The sequence below is a fragment of the Paracoccus sp. M683 genome, from assembly GCF_007096355.1.
In the GTDB taxonomy this organism is placed as follows: domain Bacteria; phylum Pseudomonadota; class Alphaproteobacteria; order Rhodobacterales; family Rhodobacteraceae; genus Paracoccus.
Genome location: NZ_VKDF01000062.1, coordinates 1 through 407 on the forward strand (window position 1 = coordinate 1; position 407 = coordinate 407).

At 66.1% G+C, this 407-nt stretch carries 1 protein-coding gene; it reads right to left on the bottom strand.

Translation table 11 applies throughout. The annotated features are described in order from the left end of the window. Positions 1 to 407 (bottom strand): IS5 family transposase (locus FNJ84_RS21795; protein ID WP_143795282.1); only part of this gene is annotated, 407 nt, incomplete at both ends.

The following is a 407-nucleotide window of genomic DNA, read 5'->3' on the forward strand; positions in this document are numbered from 1 at the left end:
GAAGTCCCGCGCCATGAGCCGCTGCCCCAGCAACTTCACACAATGCATCTTTGTCTCGACGCGGCTTCGGCGGTGGTATCCGCTCCATCGTCGCCAGAGCGCGCGGCCCAGGTATTTCGCCGCGCGCAGGGCCTCGTTTCGCGCCACGGCTCCAGCGGTGATCGTCTTCCAGGGCTTCGCGTTCTTGCGGGGCGGGATGACGGCATGGGCGCCGCGGTCGGCAATGGCGTCGTGGCATTTACGTGTGTCGTAGGCACCGTCGGCGGTGACGCTGCCGATCCGCTCGTCCGCCGGGATCTGACCGAGCAGGTCGGGTAGCACAGGGGCATCACCGATGTGGCTCCCGGTGATCTCGACAGCGCGGACCTCCAGTGTTTCCTCATCGATTCCGAGATGGATCTTGCGCC